Here is a 4917-nt window from a genome sequence, read left to right on the forward strand (position 1 = left end):
CGAGTGAGCCGATGCCGCTGCACGGCCAGTGGAAGACGATGATCCGCGTCCACGACGGGCGGACGCTGGCGGCCGTCCCCCTCTACCTGCCCGCCGACCCCGCCATCGGGGCCCGGCAGGTGCCGGCGCCGGCGGAGTTCACCCGTGACCTGCGGGGCGAGCGGACGATCCTGCAGCGGGAGCTGAACACCGGCGTGCCGGGCTGGGTGTGGCTGGCGTGCTCGCTGGTGGTGCTGCTGTGCACGCTGGCGCTGGTGCTCTCGCTCGGCTGGGGCGTAGCGCGGATCGCCCGCCTGCTCCCCGAACCCGAACCCGCGTCCGCGTCCGCGCCGTCCGGGACGCCGGAGGAGGCGGGCGCGTGACACCGGCCGAGGGGGTCCTGGCGACCCATCCGGTGGTGACGGCGATCCCGTTCTTCGTGCCGACGTTCATCGTGGTCGCGGTGATCGCCGTCGTGGTCTGGCGCGACCGCCGCCGCGACGACCAACCACCCGACCAACCACCCGACCAACCACCCGACCAACCACCCGACCAACCACCCGACCAACCACCCGACCAACCACCCGACCAACCACCCGACCAACCACCCGACCAACCACCCGACCAACCACCCGACGAACCACCCGGCGGCCGAGGCGAAGACCCGCCCGGCCGGCCGCCTGGCGGGCCGGGCGGCGCGCCGTAGAATCGGCGGCCATGAGCGACCGGCCCTCACCCGCCCCGTACCTGTCCGAGCTGTTCTCGCTGGAGGGCCGGGTCGCGGTCGTGACGGGCGGCAGCTCGGGGATCGGCCGGGCGATCGCCGGGGCCCTGGCGCGGGCCGGCGCGTCGGTGGTGATCGTCGCGCGGCGGGAGGCGGAACTGGCCGCGGCCGTCCGCGAGCTGGAGGGCCGCGGCTGCCGCGCCGCGTCGGTCAGCGCCGACCTGGGCACGCGCGACGGCGTCGCCGGGGCGGCCGAGGACGCGGCCGCCGTGTTCGGCGAACCGGACATCCTCGTCAACTCCGCGGCGGTGAACCTGCGTCCTGCGATGGGCGAGCTGGGCGAGGACGTGTGGGACACCACGATGGCGGTGAACCTGGACGCCCCGTTCCTGCTCGGGCAGCGGTTCGGCCCCGGGATGGCCGGGCGGGGCTTCGGGCGACTGATCCACATCGCCTCGCAGCAGGCGTTCCGCGCGTCGGTGACCAGCGGCGCCTACGGGGTGTCCAAGGCGGGCCTGGTCGCGCTCGCCCGGTCCCAGGCCGAGGCGTGGTCGCCCCGCGGCGTCACCGCCAACACGCTGGTCCCGGGGTTCGTGATGACGCCGCTCAACACCCGGATCTCCTCGGACCCGGAGAAGGTGGAGGCCCTGGCCGGGCGCACGTTGACCGGCCGCAACGGCCTGCCCGGCGACTTCGCCGGCGCGGCGGTGTTCCTGGCGTCGGCGTCGGCCGCCTACGTCACCGGCCAGTCCGTCTTCGTGGACGGCGGCTTCTCCGCCCACTGACCGGCGCCCCCCGGTCGGCGGCCCCGGTCGGCGGCACGGGCCGGGGGCTAGGCGAACAGCCCGGTCGCCTGGAGCGCCTCGGCCGGGCCCGCGGCGTGCACGATGCCGCCGGGGGCCCGTCCGTCCTGGTCGTGGACGCGCCACCCGCCGAGCTGCACGACCGGGACGGTGGCGCGCCGCATCGCCAGGGCCAGCTCCGACAGCGTCCCCCACGACCCGCCGACGACGATGACGGCGTCGGCGGCGTTGACGATGACGTTGTTGCGCGCCTGGCCGAGGCCGGTGGGGAGCGTGACGGTGAGGTCGGGCCCGGCGGCGGAGCGGTCGGCGGCCGGCAGCACGCCGACCACGATCCCGCCGGCGGCGCGTGCGCCCGCCGCGGCGGCGGCCATCACCCCGCCGTGTCCGCCGCAGATCACCACGGCGCCGTGCCCGGCGAGCAGCCGCCCGGCCTGGTGGGCGTGGTCCCATTCGCGCTCGGTGCACTCGCCCGGCCCGCACACCGCCACCTGGACGGCCACGGCCTACCCGGCGCCGTGCCGGGAGGCGATCTCGTCGATCTTCGCGGCGAGGTCGAAGTCCTTGCCGGTGAGCCCGCCGGCGCTGTGGGTGGACAGCGCGAACGTCAGGGTGCGCCAGCGGATGTCGATGTCGGGATGGTGGTCGGCGTCCTCGGCGGCGCGGGCGACGTCGTCCACCACCTCGATCCCGGCCGGGAACGAGGGCGCCTTCACCTGCCGGCGGATCTGGTCGCCGTCCCTGCTCCAGGCGGGCAGGTCGCGCAGGCGGTCGGCGACGGCGGTGTCGTCGAGCGTGTCGGCCATCGGGCTCACTCCCTGTTCGTCGGCGAAGATGACCCTCTCCCCGAGTACATCACGCACCGGCCTCCCTCCGGCGGCCCGTGGTGGAGGGCGTCGGGGACGGCGGGGGCCGGACGGCCGACTGCGGAGCCCCGGGCGGGCGGTTCAGGAGGCACGTCCCTCGGGCGGGTCGTCCGCCGGAGCCTCCAGGGTGGCCTGCACGACGGCCTCCACGGCAGCCTCCGCCACGGCCTCCACGGCGGCCTCCGCCGTCGCCTCCGTCGTGGCCTGGGCCCACGCGTCGGCCGTCTCACCGTCCGCCTCGGCGGTGGCCTGGACCACGACGGCCGCGGTCGCGGTGGTGGTGGTGCCGGGCGCGGGGCGGGTCGCGGTGACCCAGGTGGTCTTGGCGACGTCGACGACGACGTCGCGGGACACGTCCAGGATGATGCCGCGCAGGGTGTCCTTCATGGCGAGCTTGAGTGCGTCGCGGAGCAGTTCGCGCAGGACGGCCTCGATCGCGGCGCTGAGGGTGCGGGCGGCGGCGCGCACGGCCAGGTCGCGCGCGGTGCGGGCGAGGGCGCTGCCCGCCGCGGCGGAGACCAGATCCCCGGCGCCGCGGGCGGCGGCGCGGGCGCCGGGGTCGCCGGCGGCGCGTGCGGCCAGGCCGGCGGCCGCGTCGGTGAGGGACGCGAGCTCGGGCGCCGCGGCGGCGCCGCGGGCGCGGTCGCGGACCGCGGCGGCCAGGTCGCGGGCGGCCTGCTCGGCGGTCTCGCGGACGACGCGGGCGACGACGTCGCGGCCGGCGATCATGGCGGCGTCGACGGCGGCCTCGGCGACGGTGTCGATCGCGGCGTCCACGACGGTCCTGGTGGCGGCCTGCACGACCGGCGCGGACACGGTGCGGCCGGCGGCGTCCAGGGCTGCGTCGGCGGCGGCGCGGGCGAGCGGGCTGCCGGCGGCGAAGCGGCGGGCCGCCGCGGCCAGGGGGTGCCGCGCGGCCTGCTGGGCGGCCTGCTCGGCGAGGTTCATCGCCGTGGCGGCGGCCTCGAACGCGCCCGCCGTGGCGGGGTTGGCCGCGGCGGCGTCGCGGGCCTCGGCGACGGCGCGCTCGGCGACGCCGCTGGCGGCCTTGACCGCGGCGTCCCGGGCGGCCTGCTCGATGAACTTCATCGCCGGCGTCCCGGACATCTGCTCCAGGATGCGGGTGGCGGCGACCGCGGCGGCCCCGCGCGCGGCGGCGACGACGGGCTCACCGGCGGACGCGGCGGCCCGCGCGGCGTGCTCTGCGGCCGGGGCCAGCGAGTCCCAGACCTCCTCCAGCCGCTCAGCCGCCGCCCGGTCGGCCCGCTCGGCCCGGTCCGAGAGCCCGGTCCCGGCCTCGGGTCCTGGCTGCTGCTGGTCTCTGTCGTCCACCGGCCACGCCCCTTTGAATCGCGATCCGCCCCCAAATCACCATAACTTCCGAACAGCGCCGCCGGTTCCGGCCGGAGCCCCCGAAGTCAGCGGGAGCAGGACGGGCAGGGGACGCGGGTGCGACGGGCGTAGGCGCGGGCGGCGACGGCCATCCCGGCGCCCCACAGCAGGTAGGCGGGAACGGCGGCCCAGAAGAACGCCTCGGGCAGGTCCAGGCCGCCTGAGGGCGGGAAGGGGTTGCGGCCGTGGAGCCGCTCCCAGAGCATCTGCAGCAGCATCAGCCCGAAGTAGACGGTCAGGCCGCCGGAGATCGCGGCGCCGGGCCACAGCACCAGCCGGCGCGGGACGCGGCGTCCCCCGAGCACGGGGAGCCGGCGCGGCCAGGCGCGCCCGAAGGAGTGGACGAGCGCGAGCGGCAGCAGGCTTCCGCCGAGCACGAACCCGGCCTCGAACAGGATCGCCGAGAGCCCGCCGGTCAGCGGCGACTCCCCGAACCCGACGGCGGCCTGCGCGGCGATCCGGCCGAGGCAGCCCGCGACGGCGAGGTAGGCGGCCCAGTACGCCCAGGCGGGGGTGCGGGCGAGGGCGCCGGGCGCGGTGGCGGGCCGTCCGCATCCGGCGCACCCTCCGCCGGTCCGCCGCCCGTGCGCGAGGGCGGACGCGGCGGTCATGGCGCCGGCGGCGACGCAGGCCGCGCGGCTCAGCGCTCCCAGCGGGTAGAACGCGCTGCCGAGGCCCGGCAGGATCGCGGCGATCACGTCGAGGAGCAGCAGCGCGCCCGAGGCGGCGAGGCAGACCGCGACCGTCCAGGCGGTGAGCAGGACCGCCCGCCTGGGGAGGCGTTCCGCGCGCGGGTGCGCCAGGGCGAGCAGGACGGCGGCGGCCGCGCCGCACAGCGCGGCGCTCCCCCAGCCGGTGAAGGCCACCAGGTCGGTGCCGGCGGGCGACAGGCCGTCCGGCTGGTGGCCGGCCGCCCAGTAGGCGCGCAGCGCGCCGTAGGCGCCGACCCAGGCGAGCGCGATGACCGGCATGCGGCGCCGGAGCGCCTGCAGCCGTGACGCCGCGGCGGGGGCGTGGTCGGTGAGCGTGGTGGCCATGCCCCCCGATCCTGCGGCCGGGGAGGGGAGGGCGCCTCCCCGCCGCGGCCGATCCCGCTCCCCCGCGCGGGGGAGCGCCCCGGGTCGACGGCCGGCGCGGGTCAGCGGGTTAACGG

Annotated in this window: 6 protein-coding genes and 1 pseudogene; 3 read left to right on the top strand and 4 right to left on the bottom strand. The window is 77.9% G+C overall.

Translation table 11 applies throughout. From position 1 onward, the window contains the following. The 3 genes and pseudogenes from E1285_RS43235 to E1285_RS43245 all read left to right on the top strand — a co-directional run. Positions 1 to 362, top strand: a pseudogene (locus E1285_RS43235) (hypothetical protein); the annotation flags it as partial. Further along, positions 359 to 685, top strand: coding sequence for a hypothetical protein (locus E1285_RS48020; protein ID WP_243723461.1), 327 nt, complete (start codon positions 359 to 361; stop codon positions 683 to 685). The pseudogene E1285_RS43235 and the gene E1285_RS48020, both read left to right, overlap by 4 nt. Before the next feature lie 11 nt (positions 686 to 696). Continuing rightward, positions 697 to 1488 carry an SDR family oxidoreductase gene (locus E1285_RS43245; RefSeq protein ID WP_132160715.1) on the top strand — a complete coding sequence of 264 codons (792 nt, stop codon included), beginning with the start codon at positions 697 to 699 and terminating at the stop codon, positions 1486 to 1488. Between the two features lie 47 nt (positions 1489 to 1535). Here the strand turns inward: E1285_RS43245 and E1285_RS43250 are convergent, their stop codons facing one another. The 4 genes from E1285_RS43250 to E1285_RS43265 form a co-directional block, all read right to left on the bottom strand. Further along, positions 1536 to 2009: a TIGR00725 family protein gene (locus tag E1285_RS43250; protein WP_132160716.1), complete on the bottom strand. Its 474-nt coding sequence runs from the start codon at positions 2007 to 2009 to the stop codon at positions 1536 to 1538. A gap of 3 nt (positions 2010 to 2012) precedes the next feature. Further along, complete coding sequence (locus tag E1285_RS43255; RefSeq protein WP_347814133.1) at positions 2013 to 2369, bottom strand: 4a-hydroxytetrahydrobiopterin dehydratase; 357 nt, start codon at positions 2367 to 2369, stop codon at positions 2013 to 2015. An 84-nt stretch (positions 2370 to 2453) separates the two neighbouring features. After that, positions 2454 to 3704 (bottom strand): hypothetical protein, encoded by a 1251-nt coding sequence (locus E1285_RS43260; RefSeq protein ID WP_132160717.1) that lies wholly within the window; start codon positions 3702 to 3704, stop codon positions 2454 to 2456. Positions 3705 to 3790: 86 nt separating this feature from the next. After that, positions 3791 to 4801 carry a hypothetical protein gene (locus E1285_RS43265; RefSeq protein WP_132160718.1) on the bottom strand — a complete coding sequence of 337 codons (1011 nt, stop codon included), beginning with the start codon at positions 4799 to 4801 and terminating at the stop codon, positions 3791 to 3793. Positions 4802 to 4917: the final 116 nt, after the last annotated feature.

Origin of the sequence: Actinomadura sp. 7K507 (assembly GCF_004348425.1) — a bacterium.
Taxonomy (GTDB): Bacteria; Actinomycetota; Actinomycetes; order Streptosporangiales; family Streptosporangiaceae; genus Spirillospora.

Bases quoted from the DNA above. Each gene is read 5' to 3' on its own strand.
- E1285_RS43245 (WP_132160715.1), top strand. From the start codon at position 697: ATGAGCGACCGGCCCTCACCCGCCCCGTACCTGTCCGAGCTGTTCTCG.
- E1285_RS43265 (WP_132160718.1), bottom strand. From the start codon at position 4,801: ATGGCCACCACGCTCACCGACCACGCCCCCGCCGCGGCGTCACGGCTG.